The 20,598-nt window shown below is 60.8% G+C and carries 17 protein-coding genes and 1 tRNA gene; 8 read left to right on the top strand and 10 right to left on the bottom strand.

Annotated elements, in window-relative coordinates:
• The first annotated feature begins 86 nt into the window (after window positions 1-86).
• Window positions 87-2,357, top strand: coding sequence for a hypothetical protein (locus HY696_05625; GenBank protein ID MBI4237882.1), 2,271 nt, complete (start codon window positions 87-89; stop codon window positions 2,355-2,357).
• On the opposite strand, the gene HY696_05620 is transcribed toward HY696_05625, so the two are convergent.
• Complete coding sequence (locus tag HY696_05620) at window positions 2,317-4,272, bottom strand: zinc-dependent metalloprotease (protein ID MBI4237881.1); 1,956 nt, start codon at window positions 4,270-4,272, stop codon at window positions 2,317-2,319. The two genes, HY696_05625 and HY696_05620, sit on opposite strands and share 41 nt — an antisense overlap.
• 99 nt (window positions 4,273-4,371) lie before the next feature.
• On the opposite strand from HY696_05620, the gene polA reads away from it, so the two are divergent.
• Window positions 4,372-7,050, top strand: a complete 2,679-nt coding sequence (polA, locus tag HY696_05615) for a DNA polymerase I (GenBank protein MBI4237880.1) — start codon at window positions 4,372-4,374, stop codon at window positions 7,048-7,050.
• A gap of 99 nt (window positions 7,051-7,149) precedes the next feature.
• On the top strand, window positions 7,150-8,862 hold the full coding sequence (locus HY696_05610) for a hypothetical protein (protein MBI4237879.1): 1,713 nt from the start codon (window positions 7,150-7,152) through the stop codon (window positions 8,860-8,862).
• 11 nt (window positions 8,863-8,873) lie between these two features.
• Here HY696_05610 and HY696_05605 read toward each other — a convergent pair whose 3' ends face one another.
• Window positions 8,874-9,923: an FHA domain-containing protein gene (locus tag HY696_05605; GenBank protein ID MBI4237878.1), complete on the bottom strand. Its 1,050-nt coding sequence runs from the start codon at window positions 9,921-9,923 to the stop codon at window positions 8,874-8,876.
• A gap of 96 nt (window positions 9,924-10,019) precedes the next feature.
• On the opposite strand from HY696_05605, the gene HY696_05600 reads away from it, so the two are divergent.
• Both HY696_05600 and HY696_05595 read left to right on the top strand, forming a co-directional pair.
• A complete protein-coding gene (locus tag HY696_05600; GenBank protein MBI4237877.1) occupies window positions 10,020-10,292 on the top strand; it encodes a type II toxin-antitoxin system prevent-host-death family antitoxin in 273 nt (90 codons plus the stop codon).
• Entirely contained in the window at window positions 10,289-10,705 is a 417-nt protein-coding gene (locus HY696_05595; GenBank protein MBI4237876.1) for a type II toxin-antitoxin system VapC family toxin, read from the top strand. Before HY696_05600 ends, HY696_05595 begins: the two co-directional genes overlap by 4 nt.
• A gap of 322 nt (window positions 10,706-11,027) precedes the next feature.
• Here HY696_05595 and HY696_05590 read toward each other — a convergent pair.
• Window positions 11,028-11,098: transfer RNA gene (locus HY696_05590), tRNA-Gly, on the bottom strand.
• Window positions 11,099-11,207: 109 nt separating this feature from the next.
• Between HY696_05590 and HY696_05585 the strand changes: the two genes are divergently transcribed.
• The gene (locus HY696_05585; protein ID MBI4237875.1) at window positions 11,208-12,254 is read left to right on the top strand and encodes an AI-2E family transporter; all 1,047 of its coding nucleotides are present in this window, start codon (window positions 11,208-11,210) and stop codon (window positions 12,252-12,254) included.
• Window positions 12,241-12,471, top strand: a complete 231-nt coding sequence (locus tag HY696_05580) for a DNA gyrase inhibitor YacG (GenBank protein MBI4237874.1) — start codon at window positions 12,241-12,243, stop codon at window positions 12,469-12,471. The genes HY696_05585 and HY696_05580 overlap by 14 nt, the downstream gene beginning before the upstream one ends.
• Here the strand turns inward: HY696_05580 and HY696_05575 are convergent.
• The 5 genes from HY696_05575 to HY696_05555 form a co-directional block, all read right to left on the bottom strand.
• On the bottom strand, window positions 12,461-13,732 hold the full coding sequence (locus HY696_05575) for a guanine deaminase (GenBank protein MBI4237873.1): 1,272 nt from the start codon (window positions 13,730-13,732) through the stop codon (window positions 12,461-12,463). The genes HY696_05580 and HY696_05575 overlap by 11 nt on opposite strands.
• Window positions 13,713-14,060: a hypothetical protein gene (locus tag HY696_05570; GenBank protein ID MBI4237872.1), complete on the bottom strand. Its 348-nt coding sequence runs from the start codon at window positions 14,058-14,060 to the stop codon at window positions 13,713-13,715. Before HY696_05570 ends, HY696_05575 begins: the two co-directional genes overlap by 20 nt.
• 64 nt (window positions 14,061-14,124) lie before the next feature.
• Window positions 14,125-15,066: a Ppx/GppA family phosphatase gene (locus HY696_05565; protein MBI4237871.1), complete on the bottom strand. Its 942-nt coding sequence runs from the start codon at window positions 15,064-15,066 to the stop codon at window positions 14,125-14,127.
• Complete coding sequence (locus tag HY696_05560; protein MBI4237870.1) at window positions 15,063-15,593, bottom strand: DoxX family protein; 531 nt, start codon at window positions 15,591-15,593, stop codon at window positions 15,063-15,065. The genes HY696_05565 and HY696_05560 overlap by 4 nt, the downstream gene beginning before the upstream one ends.
• A 14-nt stretch (window positions 15,594-15,607) precedes the next feature.
• A complete protein-coding gene (locus HY696_05555; protein ID MBI4237869.1) occupies window positions 15,608-15,853 on the bottom strand; it encodes a hypothetical protein in 246 nt (81 codons plus the stop codon).
• 105 nt (window positions 15,854-15,958) lie between these two features.
• Here HY696_05555 and HY696_05550 point away from each other — a divergent pair, with 105 nt between their 5' ends.
• Entirely contained in the window at window positions 15,959-17,344 is a 1,386-nt protein-coding gene (locus HY696_05550) for a patatin-like phospholipase family protein (protein ID MBI4237868.1), read from the top strand.
• Here HY696_05550 and HY696_05545 read toward each other — a convergent pair.
• The gene (locus tag HY696_05545) at window positions 17,339-19,738 is read right to left on the bottom strand and encodes a right-handed parallel beta-helix repeat-containing protein (protein MBI4237867.1); all 2,400 of its coding nucleotides are present in this window, start codon (window positions 19,736-19,738) and stop codon (window positions 17,339-17,341) included. The two genes, HY696_05550 and HY696_05545, sit on opposite strands and share 6 nt — an antisense overlap.
• 705 nt (window positions 19,739-20,443) lie before the next feature.
• Window positions 20,444-20,596: a hypothetical protein gene (locus tag HY696_05540; protein ID MBI4237866.1), complete on the bottom strand. Its 153-nt coding sequence runs from the start codon at window positions 20,594-20,596 to the stop codon at window positions 20,444-20,446.
• Window positions 20,597-20,598: the final 2 nt, after the last annotated feature.

The raw sequence follows: 20,598 nt of genomic DNA, 5'->3' as shown, positions 1-20,598 counted from the left end.
TTTTTTTCACAACGCTGGCCTTGCCCTTGCAGACCCTGTGTGTCTCTGGCGCATTCGCGGGTTCGAAACGCAACCGAGGGGGGGCTATGCAAAGACGGCTATTCTTGGTGGTACCGCTCGCATTCGGATTGGCCTGGACGTTGGCGATGGGTTGCAGTGGCGGGGTGACCGGGAGCGTGAGTACGGGCGGCACCGGCGGCGCGACCGGCGACACCAGCGTGCCGGGGCTGGAAGTGGCCTCGCAAATGGCGCTCGTCTCCGCGAATGAAAGCGGGAGTCCGAGTCTCGCGAAGTCGCTGCGCGGTTTAAAAGCGGAGCCGACGAGCGGTGATTACGTGACCGACGAGGCCGAGATTTTTGTCTACGACCGCTCGATGGAGGCGTTGGACCAATTCAATGAGATCATGTGCAGTATCGCCGATACTCACTATGCCGATATGGTCAATCAGGGCAATTACATTGCGCTGGTGAACGCGGAGGGTTGTTCGAAGAGCGCGAATCAGAGTGGGGAGGCGAGCGACCAGGCACTTGTGGACGATGTAGAATACGAGAAATGGATTGTGAATTCTTCGCGAGCGAATACGGAAAGTCCCCATATCATGCAGGCGTGGATTCCGTTCGACGACGAAATGGGCTTCTTTGACGAAATCCGTGGCGAGATGGTAATCACGGAAGGGGTCAGCCCGTCGAACAAATACGGAATCTTCCAGCTCAACTTTGTCGGATACTCCGACGGCATACCAGTGATGCATGCGTTCTTGTCGGCCTCCCGGGCCGACGACGGTCAGATCATCCTGCAGATGAATATGGGGGAAGAGGGCTTCATGCAGGAAATGCTCTATGCGGTCGTGTCGCCGGATGGCTCGACGGGAAGGGCCTCGATGCACCGCGCCGTCCCGTCTGGCGGCGGGGGCGGACAGGGAAAGGGCGCGGAGGGACTGACGTTTGAAGAAAAATCCGTGCATGTGGCGTTCGATGCCAATCACTATCTGAGCGATTACGGCAGTGAGCAAGAGTGCCTCGACCGGCACGCCTTTGACGAACACGCATGGTCGTACAATCTGTACGGAGCCGATGGGGCGCGGGCCGAATTAAACGGCGGCATGAGCCTGCAATACGGTGATGTTCAGGGTTGGGGCAGTTATTATGGCGTCTGGTTTCCCGAGGAAGAGGTTACAGTGACGTCGGGTATGGCCGTGCTCGGCGAGGACGATGTCCCCCTCACCGTCTTTCTCGGCGAAGGTCGATTGGTGAGCCGCGTGCGACACAGCCTGCAGCTGGGCGACTTTATCGGGGCGACTTTCAAGAAATGGGATAGCGAGACGGCGAGTCAATTGCACGTCCAGTGGGATGGGAGTCAGTTCTTAATTGTTGGGCGTGAGACCTGTTCGGAGGGGACTGGGTGCACCTTTGCGGCGGAAGCGGAGCCGATACCGGTCGTGTTGGCCGCGAACAATCAGTTTAATCTCTGGAAAGACGGCCTCGGCAGTCTCGACCTCGTCGTGCCGGAGAACGGGATCATCACGAATGAAATGGAGATCCCCTATTACACGAACGACTTCGTGGCCCCGACGGATGCAATCTTGGCGGCCGGACCGATCACGCTCAAGTGCTACACGCAATGTCTCAAAGCGAATATCACCCAAGACGAGGCGAGCAGTGGCGACATTTATTTGCCGGAAGTGGAAGATGTGAACGCTCCCCATGAGTACACCTTTAGCGCCGATGACTATGTGCTGCGCTATAACGGCGAGCCGGTGCAAGTCGTCGCCGGCGCCGATCTGACCGGCACGATGTTTTCATGGGGCATCCATGGTGGTGCCATGCTGCTCAGCGATGTGGCCGCGACGCTCGCGAACGTCTGGGACGTCTGGAGCCAGGATGTGACGTATATGTGGGAGAGTGGGCCCAATCAGTGGAACCGGTACTCGGCGTTGTTGGATAGCGATGGAGCGATCGTGAGCTTTGATCAGCCGTGGCAATGTCTTTATACGCATGTGATTCCGGCCAGTGAGGCAAGCGAAGGGTCGTCGGAGAAGTTCCTCTTGGACTACCAAGGCGAAGGTCAGTTACACGGAATTCCGTGGACAGAGATCGCGGACGAAGAGAGCGGTTTCAGCCACTGGGTGCCGGAATTTGCGATTTCCAATGGGAGCGAAGTCGTGTGCGACGGTACGACCTACTACGTGCGGCCGATGGAGATTGAGCAGACGATGCAAGTCGTGGATCTCAGCGCGTGCAGTGGGTTGACGGCTGAGGATCTTGGAGAGCCGACCGGGACGTTCGAGGATCCGGAGATGGATACCGCTCCGACCGTTACAGACGATCCGGCTGTGGTGGGTGGCGTGTTGCAGTAACCTCCCGCGCCCCCAGAGGCAGCGCATCGAGCGCGGCTTGGATATTGATCAAGACTTGTTGCGCCCAGCGGCCATGGGGGGTGTCGCTGGGCGCAGCTGTTTCCAGCGTTGCGAGTTGCGCGGCGAGGTCTTCGCGGACGGCCGGATGGCGATTGGGGAACAGGCCGAGACCTAAGCGCGCCAACGTCGCCCGCGCCTGCGTGGCCCGCTCAAACGGATAGTGGCCGTGCAGCACCCAGGTGTGACGCCCTTCAGCATAGCGCTGCAGTGCGCGGAGCCCTTCCCCGATGCGCCCCTCCGCCAATTCGGTACGCAACTGCTCATCCGGTTGGAAGCGATCGAATTGGTCGGCGGGGATAATGACGTTATCAATGATCCACTGATTATAGGCCTCGATCCCGGATTCGACGACCCCCGCCCACCACGCAATCGGCTCCGCGCCGCCGTCGCGGCGTGCACAGTCGGCAATCGCCCCGACTTGTTCATCGGTGCAGAAGCGGACCGAGTCTGCATCGCGCGGTGTGTCGAGCTGGAATTCCGGATAGGCCGCAGCGATCGCGGCGGCGTCATACCGGCCCGGGTGTGTCATCCGCACATCATCGGCGAGTGGGAGGTAGTCCATAATCGAGCTGGAGGGGAGCGGCGTGTCGGCGGGGCGTGTCCCTTCCACTAACTGCGCGAAGTCCGCGGCGTCGGCATCAGGCGGGATTTCCGTGCCTAAGTTCCCCGCGAAGTTGTGGCGCAATCCCAAGACGTGTCCGACTTCGTGCATCACGACGGCGCGCAGCTGCAGCAATCCCAGATGTTGTAGCGTGGCATCGTCGAAGGCCGTGCCGTACATCGCCGCGTGTGGCGACATGGCCCGATAGTCACAGAGTGCCGTGGTGGGCGCAAAGCGGAACGCCGAAGGCGTGGCCGGGATCTCGGTGAAATCGACCGGTGTCACTTCGGCCCACCCGGCTTGCACGACGATCACCGCGTTCAAAATCTCTCCAGTAAGCGGGTGTGCCTGCATCTGCGCAATGGCGTTGCGATGCGGGAGCTCTGACCAGTAGATCATCGGGTAACGCGGATCGCCGGGCGCCAGGCTGGCCGGTGCGTCTGCAACATGGATGACATCGCGATGAAAAATTGTATTCCACGCCAACGCCCCGTCGCGCACGGCTGCGCGGACGTGTTGCGGCATATTGGCGGAGAGATGGAACGTGAAGGGCCGTTCCGGATGCACGCGCCAGACGATCGGCGGCGTGCGCTGCATTCCAAGCCAGGCCTGCGGCGGAAAGAGTCCGATGGCGTCGTCGCGATCGTCGCGGAGCGGCGTCAGTGTGGAGTGATCGGCCAACCAAAACGTGTACCGAAACACGGCGCCGGCGTTGCCGACCACATGCTCCATCGTGAACCATCCGGGACCGGCGGCATGGCTCCGAAAATACGCCCCATCGAGGGCGGGCGTCGGCGTTGCGAGCAGCATGGCGTTGGTGTCTGTCGCCGTTTGTTGCGACAGCGGCGATCGGAAGAAATCGTGGAGCGCCCCGCTGTGAAAGTCGAACGCCAGTGCCGTCGCCGTTTCGCGCAACAGCGGAAACGTGGCCAGGTGTTGTGTTGTCACACTGCTGTGTAGCCACGCGGTGGCGCGTGGTTCCTCGACTAAATACACTACGCCATTGCCGCGCTGGAAATGCACGATCGGCACAGATGCTGACGAAAACGCGGGGATTGCCGGCCGACTACTCTCGATCTGTCCTGGGAGGAAAACCAGTGAACGTCCGAGGAATCGCTTGTCGAGCACCAGTTGCTGGCCCTCGATGCGGAGAAATGGCGCGTTTGTTGTCGCGGCGCGCGCCGATCCCACAAACAGCAACAACATTAAGCCCAATGCGACTCCAAACATGTGAAGGAAGCGGCTTCGCGCCATACGACGACCTTTCTTCCCCCGCCAATGCGTCTAGGCGATCGATCCTGGGATTGTCAATGGAGTCTCATTTGAGTATAGGCCCGTGCGCATACGCCCACTATGGACACGCCTCTCTACTTAATCGACGGCTCCGGCTACATCTTTCGCGCCTATTACGCCATTCGCAATCTCTCCAACAGCCACGGTTTTCCGACCAACGCCCTTTATGGCTTTACCCAAATGCTGTGGAAGTTTCTCCAGACCTGTCGCCCGACTTATGCAGCCGTGGTGTTCGACGCGAAAGAACCGAGTTTCCGCGAAGCGTTGTTTCCGGCCTACAAAGCGAACCGTCCTGAACCGCCCGACGACTTAGTGCCGCAGTTCCCGTTTTTTTCGCAGATCGTCGCAGGCCTCGGCCTGCCGCAATTCGTCCAACCGGGATTCGAGGCCGACGACCTGATCGGGACGTTGGCGCGCCACGCCACGGCGGCGGGACATGACGTCGTGATCATCACTGGCGACAAAGACTTCATGCAATTGGTCGATGACCGCGTCGCGCTCTGGGACACGATGCGCGACAAGCGCACCGACGCCGCCGGCGTGCGCGACCGGTTCGGCGTGACGCCTGCGCAAGTGACCGATGTGCTGGGCTTGGCGGGCGACGCAGTCGACAATGTGCCCGGCGTCGCCGGGATCGGCGAAAAGACCGCGATCAAACTGATTCAGGAATGGGGCGATGTCGAAGGGGTATTGGCCCACGCGACGGAGATTAAAGGTAAGTTGGGAGAACGACTCCAGGCGAGCGGCGCGGCGGCGCGGCTGTCGAAGCAGCTGGTAACGATTCGGTTGGATGTCCCGTTGACCTACAGCGACGCCGCGCTTCGCGTCGCGCCGAGCGACACCGAACAACTCCGCGCACTCTTCAAACAATTCGAATTCACGAGCTTGCAGAAAGAGCTGGCGCCGCATGTCTCGTTGGAACGGGCGGGCTATCAATGCCTCACAGAACCCGCCGCGCTGGCCCAGTGGGTCGAGCGCGTCCGCTCCGTCGGCCAGTGCGCGCTCGATACCGAGACGACGAGTTTGAATCCGCGCCACGCGGGACTGGTCGGGATCTCGATGGCCGTCGCGCCCGGCGAAGCGGTTTATATCCCGCTGCGCCACCAATACCTCGGCGTGCCGCCGCAACTGCCGCTGGAAGCCGTCGTCGCGATGCTCGGGCCGGTGTTACGGGACGCGCAGGTCGCCAAATATCTGCAAAATGCGAAGTTCGATCTCCCGATCCTGGCGCGCCACGGCCTGCCGGTGGCCGGAGTCGTCTGCGACACGATGATCGCCGCGTATTTGTTAAACCCTGGCGGTCCGCATGGACTCGACGCGATGGCGCAACAATACCTCGACCACACGATGATCACGTTTCGCGATGTGCTGGCGAGCGGGGAGGGCGAGCGCAAAGATTTTACCGATGTCCCGCTCGACGATGCGTGCCGTTACGCTGCCGAAGACGCAGACGCGACGTGGCAATTGGCCATCCGCTTCCTGCCGGAGTTGGAACAAGAGGGATTGGCATGGCTGTTTCGCGAAGTGGAAATGCCGCTGCTGCACGTGTTGATGGCCATGGAAACCGTCGGCGTGGCGGTGGACGCGACCAAACTCGCACAATTGGCCAAAGGCTTGCGCGAACGCCTGAGCCGCGTCGAGGCGGAAATTTTCAGCGCCGCCGGAGAGGCCTTCAACATCGCGTCGCCGAAACAGTTGGGCGTGATCTTGTTCGAAAAACTGCAACTCCCCGGCGCCAAGCGGACCAAGACCGGCTACGCCACCCACGCGGATGTGTTGGAACGCCTCGCTGCACAACATCCGCTGCCGCGCTTGATCCTGGAACACCGCTCGTTGGCAAAACTCCTCTCCACCTATTTAGACGCGTTACCGAAACTGATCGATCCGACGACCGGCCGTATTCATACGTCATTCAATCAGACAGTGGCCGCGACCGGACGACTCTCATCGAGTGACCCGAACTTGCAAAACATCCCGATCCGTTCCGACGAAGGGCGCCAAATCCGCGAGGCCTTCGTGGCCGCGCCGAACCACGTGTTGCTGGCGGCCGATTATTCGCAAATCGAACTGCGCGTGTTGGCGCATACGTGCGAAGATCAGCGCCTCGTTGCGGCGTTTGCTGCGGATCGCGACGTCCATGCCGAAACGGCCGCGTCGTTGTTCGGCGTCGCGCCGGACCAAGTCAGTAGTGTCCAACGGATGGTCGGGAAGACGATCAACTTCGCCGTGATCTACGGCCAGACCGCGTACGGACTGGCGCAGCAGTTGGGCCTAGCACCGGCCGCGGCGCAACAATACATCGACCAATATTTCACCCAATATCCGGGCGTCGCGGCCTATCGGGAACAAGTGTTGGCGGATGCCCGCCACGCCGGAAAAGTGAGCACGTTGTACGGTCGCCGCCGCTTCCTCCCCGAACTCGGCAGCCACAACGCCGCCGTCCGCGCCAACGCCGAACGGATGGCCTTCAACACCGTGATCCAAGGCACTGCCGCCGACATCATTAAAGTGGCGATGGTCGCGATCGCCCGCCGCCTCCCCACCGCATGCGCGAACGCCCGCCTGCTGCTCCAAGTCCATGACGAACTCGTCTTCGAAGTCCCGCAGGCCGACCTCGATTGCCTGATCCCCGTCGTCCGCACCGCGATGGAAGACGTCCGCCTCCCGTCCGGCGCCGTCTGGCGCGTCCCCCTCCAAGTCAACCTCGCCACCGGCCCCAATTGGGGGGGGATTTCCTAAGCGTTCCGTGTTGGGCTGAGTCGGTGGCCTGAGGAGTGCCGGTGGATTTTTTTCGCAACTTTCGCGACGTGGTGCCGATATAGGTGCAGGAGGCACTATATGTCTGAATTGCCACTCACGCGCGGAGCGGCCGCAGACCTTGGTATGCGCGCGGTCGACGTTTTAGCGCGCAGCGACTATCGGACGCACATTGATGGCCCGATTACCGTGATGCCGGTGGCAGCGCAGCCGTGTCTGGATGTCGCATTGTCCCCAGCGGCTGGTGCCGAGCGGCCTTTCCGGCTGTGTCCGGATGCAACGGCCCGTCAGTGGCGTATCCAATTTCAACTCTTGACCAGTGGTTGCAGTGGACGACTCGATGGCGACTTTGTCGACACCGGATTCGTTGTGCCGACCGATGCCTCGCTGCCCGATACCCAAGTAGTGCAATCGGCACCGCCGCCGGAGGTCAACATTCCGCCCGAGCAGTTCCAGTGCATTGACACCGACGAGCGCGACTATTTGCACAAGGGAAGTCTCAGTTATTGGAAGCAAGATCATTGGGAGATCGTGCCGGACACCTGCAAAACGCCGAACCTGCTGCAAGAAAGTGTGTGTACGTATTATCGGGGCGGCGACACGGCGGAGACGGATCTGGTGAAATTTGTGACGTGTCCTTGTGCCGAAGGCCGCTGCACTGAACCCCCGATCGATGGGTGTGAGGATCCGACTCCCGAGACCGTGCCGGCGGGAGCGCATCTCTGGACGTGGGAACAGAGTACGTCCATGAGTCTCTGTGTCGGCGCGACGAACATAGAATTCATTACCTGCGATCATTTCGGACAGGAACAGCACGATGTGCTCCCCTGTCCGTCCGGAGAAACTTGTGTAGCGGGCATTTGTGGAGACGCGCGTTGTCTGGATTCCGATCCCGGGGCCATCGCTTCCGATGCCGGACATATGTTTTTCGCGTTTTCCAATGGCGATAGCAGCACCTTTCCCGACCAGTGTGTCAGCGCAACGCAGGTCAAACAATATCAATGTCCCACGATGCTCACGGACAATGTGATTGAGGAACAGCAACGGATTGAAGACAATGCGATTGTCACGGATTGCCCTGATGGGACCACCTGCGCTGCAGGTGCGTGTAGCGAGAGTGGTCCACTGCAGTGCACCGGCGAGACGGACCCCGACCAAGATCCACTACTGCCAGGCACCGTCATGTTGCCGCTCGGAGATGCGGCCGATTGGTGCATTGCGCTGCTGGAAGGCGATGTCAGCGCACTGTACGGTCAACCGTTGACGACATCCATTTGGCAGTATTGGTGCGATGCGGGAGACCTCCAGGGGGCACCCAGTGCATGTCCGCCGGGCACGGTGTGCGTCGCAGATGCCTGTCAATCGGGGCAACAGACGTGTGAAGAGACGGATGGAGGCAGTAACGATCCCACGACGCACGACTATGTCCAGTTTCTGTACCAGGGAAAGCCAGTGCCAAACTCCGGTATCTTTGTCGATCAATGCGCCGATCCCTGGACTAGCGCGGAAACGTATTGCTTGAAAGAGGGTGGTTTCGCCAGCTACAAGCCCGTGGCGTGTCCGGACGGGACATTTTGCATTACCGATCACTGTCATCCATGCACGGATTCCGATGCGACGAATGCTGTCGAGACTCTCGGCTATGTTACCGATAGCGCGGGGCAGACGATTCCCGATTATTGCGTTGGGCCGCAGCTGATCCAAGTCGATTGCGGTCCTGACGGCGTGTTCAGCGCCAGTGCGCCTACGTATTGTCCCGGCGGAACTTCCTGCGATGAGGGCATTTGCCAATAGGGCAGCCCGCTCTACACCATAAATTCAAGCGTCGAGTCGCCGATTTGGATTTGGTCGCCGTCTTTGAGTGTGACGGGTGCTGTGATTTGCTCGCCGTTCACGAAGACGCCGTTGGAGCTTTGCAAGTCCGTGAGGATCCACTGTTTCCCTTTGGCCGTGATCTTCGCGTGTTGGCGCGACACCTTCGCTTCTTTGAGGACCACCGTATTCGCGTCGGTGCGGCCGATCGTCGTTTCGCGTAATACCGGATACGAACCGCCGACCCCAGCACCTTGTGCCACGCGCAATAGCGGACCGGTGTGTTGCAGCTGGGGCGTCCGTTCCGTGCCGGCCTCGGTGTCGGCCTCGGCGCCGCCCACGCGGAAGACGGATGTTTCGCTGGTGGAGCCGCGCGGCGGGTCGGAGGCTTCGGCGGCGCCGTGTCCGAAATAGTTTCCGGCCGACGCGTCGAGCCGGTAATCCGGCTCTTCGACCGTCCCTTCGACCGGATCGGCGGATTCCTCCGCTTCCAGTGGATCGGGCATGACGTCGTCGTCTGCCACGACATCTGCCAGTAGATCGGTCAGCGGCGTTTCGGGCGGCGCGGTCAGCGGTCGTGTCGCCTGATCGGTTACACCGGCCAGATCCGGCTCATCAGCAAACAGCCGTTCATAGCTGCGAATGTTGGTGTCGGCCGCGTTCAGCAACGTTTCAAACTTCGCGAGCTTTTCTCCCACCGTATCCGCTTTTTCTTGGAAGGCCGTGTCGTCGTATTCGCCCAGACCGTGGCGGAAATGGATTTCTTCCAGCTGTTCCCGATGACTATCAACGTTGCCACTCAATTTGGCGCGTGTTTCGTACAGCCCCGCGAGTTCGTGATCGACTTCCACTTTTTTGGCCTGCAAACCCGCAGAAATTTCCCGATCCCGCGCCGTGTAATCGCCATGCACGCGATCGTACACGGCCGGTCGCACTTCGCTGCGTTGGGCCTGGATTTTGGCAATGCGCTCGCGGACGACGCGCCGCTCTTCTTTCAGTCGCAGCGTTTCTTGGACTAACCGTTCGTTCATCGGAAATTCCATACACACTAGCCTACCTGGCAGGAACGGCCGCTGTCAATGGACGTCAAGGAAATCCCAGGTGTTGACACGAATGGCGTAATTTGGCTAAATATGGCTATGATCAAGGTCAAGATCGGTGAATTGCGCAACAACCTCAGCGCGTACTTACGCAAAGTGCGGAAGGGCGCGGAAATCGTCGTGATGGATCGAGAAACGCCGATCGGGCGCGTGGTTCCGTATCAGGGCGAGGCCAAGGATACGGAACCGTTCGATGTAGTGCCGCCTCCGGGGGGTTATGCCGGACTCGCCAAACTCAAATTCCCCCCACTGAAGTTGCAAAAGCGTTTCGATCCTGTGGAGGAACTGATCAAAGATCGACGGCGACGATGAATTGTTATGTTGACAGCTCCGTGTTGCTCCGGGTGTTGTTTGAGGAGCCGAAGCCGCTCGTGGAGTGGGGACGGATTGCCGAGGCGGTGTCGAGTCGGTTGTTACAACTGGAGTGCTTTCGGGTCATTCATCGAGGTCAAATCACAGGCCAATTGACATACGCAGAGTCGATTGATCTCCTGGCGCGGTGTCGGCGGTTACTTCAGCAAATCGGAATCCTCCCCGTCACCGAATTAGTGTTGCAGCGCGCCGAACAACAGTTCTTGTCACCGGTCGGATCGCTCGATGCCATCCATTTAGCGAGTGCGATGGCCTGGAAAAATTATCGCCGCCCCGATCTGTTCCTCGCCACCCACGACACGCAACTGGCCACTGCCGCGCATGCGCATGGATTGAAGGTGATTGGCGTGTGAATTCGCCGTAGGCGAATTCCCTCTATTTTCTATTTTCGAAAATGGAGAATGGAGGAGAAATTTGCGGGGCAAATTTCTGAGCGGGCGATGGGAATACCCTGCGGCCGCCACTGGCGGCCTCCGGGTACTTGGTCGCCGACCCGCTGCGCGGGTGCCCCGGCTCGGTCGTACCCTCCGCGCTGGCGCGCTGCGGGTACTTCCTCGGCGACCAACCGCCTGCGGCGGTCGGTGCCCGCCTCGGTCGTCGAATAGTTTATATGTTCGATTCCCCTATCCAATCCCAATACAAATGGGGCCTCCGAGAGGCCCCATTTGTATTGGGAGCGGGCGATGGGAATCGAACCCACGTATACAGCTTGGGAAGCTGTCATTCTACCATTGAATTACGCCCGCGCGTTCAATTGCGGCGTTCCTAGAACGTCCCCCGAGGGCTGTCAAGGAGGAGTGGCCGGAGTGCCTTCCCACTTGCGGGCTGGAACCCAGTTCGGTAATGAGGTCGTCCATGCGCCGCAATCCACAAACGATTTTCCTCCTCTTCCTGATCGCCCTGCTGGTCGGCGGTGCGGTCATGATGCAGCGCTTTTGGAAGCCGGCCGCGTTGGCGTTAGTCGTGGTCATGGTCCTGCAGCCGTACTACGTGCGGATCGAGCAGTGGTTGCGGGGGCGGCGCTATCTTGCCGCGGCCGTCGCGGTGGGGGCGACGTGCGGCCTGATCATGATCCCACTCGGTGGGATCGTCGCGACGATCACCGTGGAAGTGATCCACTTCTCCCAAAATTTGAGCGAGCATTTGCAACAGGGGCAACTCGCCGCATCGCTGGATGGACTCAGCCAATGGCTCAAGGAATTGCTGCTCCCGTTCACCGGGCCATTGCAGGAAGACTTCAATTTACGCTCCATGGCGCTCGACGCGGTGAAGGAATTGGCGCAAAGTCTCTATCAATTCTCTCCGCAAGTGATCACCAAGACCGCCAACTTCGGCTTTAATGTTGTGCTGTGGCTCCTGTTCCTCTTTGTCTTCTTCGCCGATGGCGGCCGGCTCTATACGTATGTCTTGGAAACGGCGCCGATCATTCCTCACCACGAACGCCAAATCTCGCGCGGCTTACGCGAAATGGTCACGGCCGTGTTTCTCGGCATGGTGGCCACGTCGGCCGTGAATGCGCTGCTGATGGGGATCGCGTTCGCCGTCTGCGGGATCGAACGGCCACTGGTATGGGCATTGATCACGTTCGGATTCTCGTTCATCCCGATCGTTGGTGCATTTTCCATTTGGGCCGGCGGCGCGCTGTACCTCCTGTTAATCGGCGAGTGGCATTATGCGGTCGGGCTGGCTTTGTTCGGGACGGTTATTATCGCGCAAGCGGACAACATCATTAAGCCGCTCGTGATGCGCGGCCGGGTCAAGGTCCATCCGGTGTTGTTGTTGCTCAGCATCCTCGGCGGGATCCATGCGCTCGGGCCTTCCGGTCTCGTATTCGGGCCGGTATTTGTGGCCATCCTGTTGGAGGCGTTGCAAATTTATCGGGAAGAATATGCCCAAGGATAAGCCGCATCCCTGCCCGCACTGCCGTGCGCTCACGCTGTGGGAGGGGAATCCGTATCGTCCGTTTTGTTCGGAGCGTTGTCGCCAAATCGATCTCGGCCAATGGGCAATGGAAACCTATCGCATTCCGGGCGAGCCGGCGAATGCAGCAGACGATGCGGAAGCGGAGACGTCGACACCGGAGTTGCCGTCAACTCCACCCCTGCGAATCATTCGTTAACTACGGTCTGTGGCCAGACGCGCGTGCCGTTGATGTACGTCGCGGCGGGGACGTGGCGCTGCCAGTGTTGCATCAACTGCGCGAGGGCGCTGTCGGCAGTGGCGCATGGCGTAGGCAACGGCGTGACCACGAGATCGGCGGCGAGGCCGGGCAGCAACGAGCCGGTCGTGGTGGCGAGTCCGAGCGCGTGGGCGCCGCCGAGCGTGGCGTGATAAAACGCGGTGTCGGGCGTGAACACGGTTGCGCCGTGTTGTTCGACACCGCGCGCCATCACGTCCCAGAGCGCGAATTCCGGGCCTGCGCCGACGTCGGTCCCCAACCCGCAACGCACACCATGGGCGCACATTTTGGCGTACGGCATGCGGCCGCTTTGTAAGAAGAGATTAGACGAAGGGCAGTGGGCGACGGTCGCCTGCGCCGCGGCCAGTCGGGCCCATTCGGGATCGGTCAGATAAATGGCGTGGGCGAAGAGCGAGTGCGGTCCGAGGCAGCCGCAATCGGCGAACAGGCCGACGTAATCGGTGACGCCGAAGAGTTCGTGTGCGCGCGCCACTTCTTCCGGGACTTCGGCGATATGGGTTTGAAAATAGGCGTGACCCTGCGCGGCGATTTTTCCCGCCTCGCGCAGCAACGTGTCGCTGCTTGTCAGCGCAAAGCGCGGCGTGACGGCGTAGTAGAGGCGATCGTCGTGGCCGTGCCAGCGCGCGAGTAGTCGCTCCGTGGCCGCGAGCGACTCGGAGGTCCGTTCCGTGAGCGCGGGCGGGCTGTGCCGATCCATCATCACTTTGCCGATAATCGCGCGGATGCCGCACGCGGCGGCCTCTTCGAACGCGATCTGCGTGGCCGCTTCGTGGATGGTGCAGTAAATGAGCGCCGTGGTGGTGCCATGACGGAGTAGTTCGGTAAAGAAGCGGCGGGCGGTATCGCGGGCCACAGCGGTGTCGGCAAACGCAGCCTCGGCGGGGAAGATGAACCGTTCGAGCCAGTCGAGCAGTCGGTAGCCGTGCCGATGGCGGCAATCCAGTTGCGGCAAATGGACGTGACAATCGATAAATCCGGGAGTGATCAGATGCTGCGGCCAGTGGGCGATCTGCGCTGTCGCGGGGAGTTGCGGTGCGAGCACGGTCCACGCATCGGCCGCGCAAATGCGTCCGGCAGCGTCCCAGACGCAAACGCCATCGGCGTGCCACGCCAGCGATCGGTCCGGCCGCGCGAACAGCAAGCTTCCGCGCACACCGGATTTAGCGAGTCCCGAAGTCAAATTCCAATCCTTCGCGTTGGCCGCGTTGTAAAATTGCCGGCGGCAGATCGGGCAAATGCCCGAGCCGTTCCGCTGCGAGTCGGCAGGCGCGCGTAAAGCTTTCACTCGACGCCGGCGTGAGCACTGCTACGCGTTGCACCGTGCCGCGTCGATTGAGCCACAAGCGCAGCCGGAGCGAGGCGCCGCGGTGCATGCGTAATTCCTGCTGGGTGTCGGCATCGAGCTGCAAATGGGTCATGAAGCGTTGGTGCAAGGTCGGTAGATACGCGGCCCAGACCCGGTCATAGAGCCGATCCGCGGCCAAGTCGGGTAGGGGGGTAGCTTGCACGGAGAAATGTAAAATGCAAAATACAAAGATCAAAATGCAAAATGGGGAGGGCCACGGTGTTCCGTTATTTTGCATTTTGCATTTCCTCTCCCGCCAGTTCATACAACAGGCCCCACCGCACGCCGCGATCGCTGATCGTGGCACGCTTCATTCCATAACGGCGCAGTGTTTCTTGCAAGATCATCGTGCCGCTGAGGATTACATCGGCGCGGGCCGCTTCCAAACCGCGCATCTGTCGCCGCTCGGCTAACGACGCCGCGCGGAGCCGCGCCAGCAGTGCGGCAATGTCCTCCCCCGTTAACACCGTGCCATGCACTTGGTCATGGGAATATTGCGCCAATTGCAAATGCATCGCGGCCAACGTGGTGGCGCTGCCGGCCAATGCAATCAACGGGCGCGGTGTTGGTCCTGTCGATGCGGCGATCACCGGCAGCGTGTCCATTTGTGTGACAATCGCCTGTAGCACGGCCGCATAGTCGGCGTCGCTGATCGGGTCGCTATGCACCAGTTGCTCCTGCAATGTGACCGAGCCGAGCGACAAGGAGTGGGCGTGGAGTCGGCTGTCGGCTTGCCAAATGAATTCCGTGGAGCCGCCGCCGATATCGAGGACCAGCGCGTCGCTGCCGAAGTCACGCGTCGCTGCACCGTAGGAGAGGGCCGCTTCGCGCGCGCCGCTAATGACTTCGAGTGTGATGCCGCACCGTTGCCGCACCGCCGCGATAAATTGGTCCGCGTTCGTGGCCCGGCGAAATGCCGCGGTGCCGACCGCGATGATGCGTGTCACTTGATGTTCACGGCATAACGCCGCGTATCGCTCGAGCACTGTAGCAGTGCGCTCCATCGCTGCCGGTTGAAAACAGCCGTGCGCGGCGAGTCCTTCACCGATGCGCGTGATCTCGGCGACTTCGAGACGCGGCGTAAGGTCACCGTCCGCGCGGGGTTCGACGATCGTCAACAGGACGGAATTCGTCCCGACATCAATGCTGGCCCAGCGTGCGCAGGTCATTGCGCGGCCGGTGGCGGCGGCGCACAGCAGCTCCCGCCTGCATTCGCCTCTTGCCCGCATTTGCGGCGGCAGCAGCAGGCATCGACGGAAAAGCAGCCGGCGCCGAAACAGAGGATGGCCATTGAGGCGACCCAAAACGTGACCGCCGACGCGGAGAGGAAAGCATCGGGAGCGGAAATGATTTGGACCAATTCCGCGCGATGGGCCGTGGCCATTGCGACGCTCATCGCAATGCTGAGCGCCAATGCGGCTAAGCGGGCGCCGAACCCGACGATCAACAGGAGGCCGCCGACGAGTTCCGTGACGCCGACGAGATAGGCGTTGAACAGCGGCCACGGGATATGGATTTGGGCGAAGAACTCAGCGGGTCGCTGGATGTTAGTCAGCTTTCCTTTCCCGGCGATGAAGAACTGCCAGCCCCAGAAGAGGCGGAGGAACAGAAGAAAGAGCGGTTGCAAGACCGCTAATCCTTTCCCCACACATTTTTTCCAGGCGCACCACCGACCGGAACATGATGCTTGAGTCATAGCGCATCCTTTCATTAATACCGCGATCGCCAATGTTTCTTCCACTGTTTGCGCCACTGGCGCTTATCGGGGCTGGCTCCTGGCCCGCCGGCGGGACCCGGCGGGTTTTCCCAATTTGTGCCGCGTCCTCCGGCCAGGCCCGGCGGATTGTTATCACGGTCCTTCTTATATTTCTTGTGTGCCCAGGCATCTGTGCCGAATAGCCCAATGGCAAAACTGATGGCGATGGCGAACCATCCAACTCGATGCAGTGTGCGCATACGCTCCCCCTTCAACCGTGCCGCTAAGATCCCTGCCGCAAAAAGTCAAGGCGATCTCCATCCACCTTGACGAGCACAGACCCGACGAGTAGATCCTGCGCACAGATGGGCCTAACGATTGTCCAAAAGAGTGATCTTTCGGTCGTGAAGCCGTGGGCGCAGAAGGCGCTGGTCCTCTCCGGCGGCGCCGTGACCGGCGGCTCGTTCATGACGGGCGGCCTGAAGGCAATCAACGAATACCTCGAGAACTTCACCGTTTGCGATTTCGATATCTTCGTCGGCATCAGTGCCGGCAGCTTAATCGCTGCGCCGCTGTGCGCCGGACTGACGCCGGAAGAGATGTTGCGCAGTCTCGACGGCAACTCGAAACACTTTTTTCAATTCGCGCCGTGGCATTGTTATTGGCCGAATTTCGGCGAACTCGTGACGCGGCCATGGGAGTTTGCGAAGGCGGCGGCCGGCTATTTCCCTGGCGCGTTGCATGAGTTGTTCGGCACCTGGCGGCAACAAGGGCCGCGCTTGGCGACCGCATTCTGGCAACTGATCTGGCGTCCCAGCGCCGAGCATTACACCACCTTTTGGAATATTCTCACGGCCGTGCTCTCGACCCGCTCCGCGCCCAGTTGGTTGCAACTGCTGCCCACCGGATTTTTCGACAACGCCCCGATCGAGCGCTATTTGCGCCGCAATATTGAACGCAATCACTTGACGAACAATTTTCAAGTCGTGGAGCGCGTGCGAAAAAAACGGCTCTACATCTGTGCGATGGCGCTCGATACCGCGGAGCGCGTCGTGTTCGGACCGGATGAACGGCGTGATGTGACCATTTCCGAGGCGGTGCAGGCTTCGACAGCGCTCCCGGTCGTGTATCGTCCCGCACGCATCCACGGCGTCGATTATGTCGACGGCGGCGTATTTGAAACGGCGCATATCGATGTCGCGGTTGCCAAGGGTGCGCAATTGATCGTCTGCTATAACCCGTTTCGCCCCATCGAGAACCGCGTGGTGTGGAATTATGTGAGCGGGCAGCGCGAAGGCGGCAGTACGCGCCCGCTCTCGGTGCATGGGATCATGGCGGTGTTGAACCAAGTCTTCCGCGCAGTGTTCCATACGCGGCTGCAGCAGACGTTGACGCATTATCGGCGCGACGACGCCTTCACCGGCGACATCATCGTGATCGAACCACATGCGTCCGACATGGCGTATTTCGAACTTAACCCATTGCTGTTTGGGCACCGGATCAAGGCCGCGCAAATGGGATTCGAATCGGTCCGCAATTCGATTGAAGCCCACTACGACGCGACGGCTGCGATCTTCCGCTCCTACGGGATTCAACTCACGCAGACGCGTGTGGCGGAAGACTTCAAACGGCTGCGTGTGCCGGCGCAGGATCCATGGGAGGCGCAGAAAGTCTTGGAAGGCCGCGACACCGCGCCACCGTTCGACCCACCACGCCCGCGCCGCAAACGCGCTAAAGCGAGGGCATCATAACGGCAAATATTCGTCGGCGCCGATGTCCCAGTAGAGTTGGCCGCGGGATTGGCCGTCGAGGTCCACGGTCGCATCGTCGGTGCTTTCGCTCGACTGGGCTGGGACGACCAGGCCGCGATTGATGGCTTCGGACGAATCCGCGCTCAACATGCCATCATCGGTCAAATGCGGATTGCCGATCCGATTGTCGGCGAAGGTGCCCATGCTCAGGCCGTTGAGTGTTTGCAGATCTCCGGCGATATTGGCGGAGCCTTTCAGGATGGTACTGCTCCCCGAATTGGGGATCAACGTTCCGTCGGCCGCGAATTCCGTGTATTTGACGAGATCGACGTATTTGGTCCCATCGGTCGCGGCGGTGAAGAGGTTGTTGCGCACGGTGAATGCGGTCGGCAGGCCGCCGATATCCAGTTCCACCTTGCCGACATTTTTCTTCGAGAGATCCGTCGCGTTGGCTTGGAAGATGTTGTTGCGTATATCCAGTATTAGATCTTTGTCCGAGATAATAGAGGCCGCGCGGGTGGCGTCGAGGAACGTATTGTTGATCAACGTGAGGTTGCTCTTCACGACCGAGAGGGCGATCGCCACCGTGATCTGCGTCAGATCCGTCGTGCCGCGCACCACGTTGTTCCGGAGCACCGCGTGTTGCACGGACCAGAGGCGGATGCCGGCGGAGTAGTGGAGGAAGTCGTACGCGACGAATCCCGCCGTGATGCGATTTCGTTCGAGCACGACGGTCCCGGCCTTCCAGGTATTGCTCGTTGAGTCATCCTCGCCAACGGCGAGTCCGACGCTGCGGTCACTGATGCCGGTCGTGATTTCGGAATCGCGCAACGAAAACTTCAGTGGCGTCTTGCCGCGACTTGCCGCGCTGATCCCGACGGACGAGGCGTCGCTATCGCCGACTTGGACGTGGACATGGCTCAAACGCAGATCGAGCTGACCGTTGCCGAGTGCCTCGGCGCGGAAGCCCACGCCTGTCCCCTCCGCATTCCCGGCGTGCGTGATCGTGACGTGCTCAACCACGACCGTGCCGCCAACGTCTTGCGTAACGACATGCACCGCGTCCGTTCCCGCGAGGCGTTCGACCGTGCTCTGTTCCAGCAGCGCCGCTGGACCCACAATGTTCAGCAGCGGTTCCGAAGCGTCGCTACCGCCGACGATCCGGACTTGATTTAATGTCGCCGCCGTTTTTGCCGTGCCGCCGCCGAGCACCACCCAATGACTAGTGCCGGCGTTGATCACGCTCTCCGCCGCGCTGTCCGACGTTGCGGCGCGGCGCCAGCGAGGCCCTTTCGCCACGTAGCCGCCGTAGACGGCGACTCCGGTCGGGATCTCGATCGGCTGCGTGAGGACGTATTCGCCCGCGGCGAGGTACAGCGCGGTGTGTTTGCCTCCGTTCGCGGCCTCGTCGCTGGCGCGCGCCAATGCGGCCGTTACGGTTTTATACGGTTTTTCGAAACTGCCGCTCGTGGCGTCGTCATCCGTGGCGCCGGCGACCGCTGGCGCCACGAACAGCCCGTGCGTTAAGTCCGCGTCGGCAATCCAATCACAATTGAAGTCTACCTCTAGGTCCTGGCCGTCCGGATAGTCGTTCGCGCCGGGATGCACATCCTTACGCGACAGGTCGCAATCCTCCGGATAGATGGCGCCGTCATTATCGTTATCTTCGGCTAACATCGCGGCGACCTTCGGATCGATCAACATCGTGTTGAGGAAGGTCGTGGCGAAGACCAATCCTTGCGGGGTGTCATCGCCGTTGTCGCCGACTCCGTCTTGGTCGCTATCTTTCGTTTCCTTGGCATCGTTGGGGAACCCGTCGCTGTTATCGCCGACGTTATCGCGGTCGCTGTCGAGCCATTCCGCGGCATCGTCCGGGAACGCGTCGGTCTGATCGCCGATCCCGTCACCGTCGCTATCGATCGTGTTGGCTGGATCGTTCGGGAGTTGGTCGACATTGTCACCGACGGTGTCACCGTCGCTGTCTTTCGATTCGGTCGCATCTTTCGGGAAGGCGTCACTCTTGTCGCCGACGCCATCGCCGTCCGTGTCTTTCGACTCGGTCGGATCATTGGGAAACTGGTCGGTGTTGTCTCCGACCTTGTCGCCGTCGCTATCGAGCGACTCCTTCGGATTGCCCGGAAACGCGTCGGTATTATTGCCGACACCGTCTTTGTCGAAGTCGGCCCACTCGTTGGGATCTTGCGGAAATTTGTCATTCACGTCGAGGATCCCGTCGCCGTCGCTGTCCAAGTTGAGCGATGTTGTGAACGTCGTCGGGGGCGGCGTGGGATCCCCGGCATCGCCGCCACCTTTGTCGCTACACGCGACGAGACTCGTGGCCGTGAGCCCGAGGGCAAGTAGGGCGATGCGTCGTAACGGTTGTTTCCGCAGCATATTGGGAACCTCCGAGGAGCAACGCCGTCATGACCCCCAAGCCGGACGATGCGTGAATCTCCCCAATCAGTTATCGGCACGTCGCAGAAAAAGTTGCGTCGGAGAATGGATGGCGGCGGTAAGTTGTTGAAAATACTAGTGGCTGGTGATTAGTGGCTAGGGCGTGTTTGCAAAATCGCTGAAGAAGTGCGTGGCCCCTGGCGCATTCCACACGGGCAGTAAGTCAGTGCTCGTTCCGAGGGCCGGGCGGAGGTGCCAGGGAACCCCAGGGTACGCTGGCATCTGCTGCGCAAAACCCCCGGTTTTGCTGCGCGGACCGGCAAAGCCGGTCCTTGCGGCCGCATCGAGCGGCCGCGCGCTCGCCCTCACCGTTTTCGTCATGAGATAACGCAAGGAGAAAACGGCTCCGGGAGCCCCTGGGGCCCCCTGGCGCCTCCGCCCGGCGAGAGCACGGACAGTCCCCATAGTCATTTATCAAATGTTCAACCACGCGCTATCGAATATCCAGAGGGGAACGCGGTCCCGGGAGGGGCGCGAGGGGGGCCTGTGGGCGAGTCTGAGTGAGGGAGTACTATGGGGTTGAAGTCCGACCGAGCGAGGTCTCAGTGAGCCGAGCGCCGTAACGCGAGGCGAACGGCCCGCAGGCCCCCCTCGCGCCCCTCCCGGGCAATGGACACTGAAAGCGATTTTTCAAACACACACCAGTCACCGCCCCGTTCCGCCATCCGGACTCTCGAACAGCCGATCGGCGGACGGGGTGGCAGGTGGGGTGTGCGCAAAATGGGACGTGGCGACGCGAGCCGTAGTCATATCAATCGGTTCGCCGACACGGCCAACTCGCGCATCTGACTGGCACATGC

The sequence above is a fragment of the Deltaproteobacteria bacterium genome (assembly GCA_016210045.1).
Classification (GTDB): Bacteria; UBA10199; UBA10199.
Note: the sequence above shows the minus strand (reverse complement) of the source record. Positions and strands in the feature narration are given on the sequence as shown.

What these genes read in the sequence shown, in the direction of transcription:
- HY696_05540 (MBI4237866.1), bottom strand. Translation starts at nt 20,596, where the DNA reads ATGTGCCAGTCAGATGCGCGAGTTGGCCGTGTCGGCGAACCGATTGAT.
- HY696_05620 (MBI4237881.1), bottom strand. Translation starts at nt 4,272, where the DNA reads ATGGCGCGAAGCCGCTTCCTTCACATGTTTGGAGTCGCATTGGGCTTA.
- HY696_05600 (MBI4237877.1), top strand. Translation starts at nt 10,020, where the DNA reads ATGATCAAGGTCAAGATCGGTGAATTGCGCAACAACCTCAGCGCGTAC.
- HY696_05560 (MBI4237870.1), bottom strand. Translation starts at nt 15,593, where the DNA reads ATGACTCAAGCATCATGTTCCGGTCGGTGGTGCGCCTGGAAAAAATGT.
- HY696_05610 (MBI4237879.1), top strand. Translation starts at nt 7,150, where the DNA reads ATGTCTGAATTGCCACTCACGCGCGGAGCGGCCGCAGACCTTGGTATG.
- HY696_05550 (MBI4237868.1), top strand. Translation starts at nt 15,959, where the DNA reads ATGGGCCTAACGATTGTCCAAAAGAGTGATCTTTCGGTCGTGAAGCCG.
- HY696_05555 (MBI4237869.1), bottom strand. Translation starts at nt 15,853, where the DNA reads ATGCGCACACTGCATCGAGTTGGATGGTTCGCCATCGCCATCAGTTTT.
- HY696_05625 (MBI4237882.1), top strand. Translation starts at nt 87, where the DNA reads ATGCAAAGACGGCTATTCTTGGTGGTACCGCTCGCATTCGGATTGGCC.
- polA (MBI4237880.1), top strand. Translation starts at nt 4,372, where the DNA reads ATGGACACGCCTCTCTACTTAATCGACGGCTCCGGCTACATCTTTCGC.
- HY696_05605 (MBI4237878.1), bottom strand. Translation starts at nt 9,923, where the DNA reads ATGGAATTTCCGATGAACGAACGGTTAGTCCAAGAAACGCTGCGACTG.
- HY696_05595 (MBI4237876.1), top strand. Translation starts at nt 10,289, where the DNA reads ATGAATTGTTATGTTGACAGCTCCGTGTTGCTCCGGGTGTTGTTTGAG.
- HY696_05565 (MBI4237871.1), bottom strand. Translation starts at nt 15,066, where the DNA reads ATGACCTGCGCACGCTGGGCCAGCATTGATGTCGGGACGAATTCCGTC.
- HY696_05585 (MBI4237875.1), top strand. Translation starts at nt 11,208, where the DNA reads ATGCGCCGCAATCCACAAACGATTTTCCTCCTCTTCCTGATCGCCCTG.
- HY696_05545 (MBI4237867.1), bottom strand. Translation starts at nt 19,738, where the DNA reads ATGCTGCGGAAACAACCGTTACGACGCATCGCCCTACTTGCCCTCGGG.
- HY696_05580 (MBI4237874.1), top strand. Translation starts at nt 12,241, where the DNA reads ATGCCCAAGGATAAGCCGCATCCCTGCCCGCACTGCCGTGCGCTCACG.